Origin of the sequence: Kitasatospora sp. NPDC048722 (assembly GCF_040650235.1) — a bacterium.
In the GTDB taxonomy this organism is placed as follows: Bacteria; Actinomycetota; Actinomycetes; order Streptomycetales; family Streptomycetaceae; genus Kitasatospora.
This window is the reverse complement of record NZ_JBEZGX010000182.1, coordinates 1-1,256: the sequence shown is the minus strand read 5'-3', so window position 1 is coordinate 1,256 and position 1,256 is coordinate 1. Positions and strand designations below refer to the sequence as shown.

The 1,256-nt window shown below is 35.1% G+C and carries 1 protein-coding gene; it reads right to left on the bottom strand.

The genetic code is table 11. From position 1 onward, the window contains the following. Positions 1-144: 144 nt before the first annotated feature. Complete coding sequence (locus AB0C76_RS41415) at positions 145-1,035, bottom strand: IS982 family transposase (RefSeq protein ID WP_359975980.1); 891 nt, start codon at positions 1,033-1,035, stop codon at positions 145-147. Positions 1,036-1,256 lie beyond the last annotated feature (221 nt).

The following is a 1,256-nucleotide window of genomic DNA, read 5'->3' as shown; positions in this document are numbered from 1 at the left end:
CATAATTAAATTATACTTAATTTTCTTATCTATTTCAAAGAATTTACCTTTAATCAATCTTAATAATACAAAAAGTTACTGACAAATACTCCGTCAGTAACTTTTATTCTTAATAACTACTTATAAACCCGAATTGCTAGTTGATTATTTAGCCATGACTTGATACCCGATAGAATATCTTAAAGTCTCTGGTTCCAGTGATTTAGCTGATTTTAACAGTAAAGAATACGCTAAAAGTATCATCTCTAATTTCAATTGAAAACCTTGAGGCGAATGACTTTTACAACGCTCAGCTCCTAGATTTGTCAAAAAAGAAAAAACTCGCTCAATCACTTTTCTACGTTTTGAAAAATTAGGGAAAAGGATTTTCTTTTGCTTCATGTTCTTCCTGACAGGTGTAATTAGATCAATTCCTTCTAATTCCAGCCTTTCATGCAGTGACTGACCTAGATATCCCATATCTCCAAGGACTGTTGGTGTCCCAAATTGACTCAACACTTCCTCGGTCATTGAACTATCAGCCATTGAAGCAGGAGTAATTGTGTAGTCTATGACATAGCCTGATTCACTGACTAAAGCATGACATTTACATCCATAGAAGTACTGTCCCTTTGTAGAATTGTAGCCAACATTGGCATAATCTCCAAGAACTTTGCTTCTGAAATTACGAATAGGCTGACACAAAGGAAGGGGGAAGCTGTCAATAATGGATACACTAATTCCTTCAACCTCTTTAAAGACGAGTGCTTGGCGAATGACTTGGATACTCGGTAAGAGGGCATTACAACGGCGGACAAAGCGAGAATATTCTAGGAAATTAGGAAATAAACTTTGAGCCAATTGGTGCTTAGCTTTAAGCGTTTCACTAAAATGCAGTACGCCCCAGAGGTAACAAGCGATAACTAAGCAATCTGATGTTGCGAGATGGACGTTTTTTCGGTTTTGAACCTCAAGGGAAACCCTCGTTTGATAAAGCGTCTCAATGGTTGTCAGTAAATAAACAAAAACTTTTGGAAGTGTGCTATTATAAGTCATATAAGTCGTGAGCTTTCTAATGCTTAGTGCTTTAAGATTAGGATAGCACGACTTATTTATTTTCCAATGAAATTAACTAGCAATTCGGGTTAACTATTATCAATAGTTTAGTTTTCATTCCCTATCAATGTATTTTATTATATACCTATTTCTATATATATACCCGAATTGCTAGTTGATTATTTAGCCATGACTTGATACCCGATAGAATATCTTAAAGT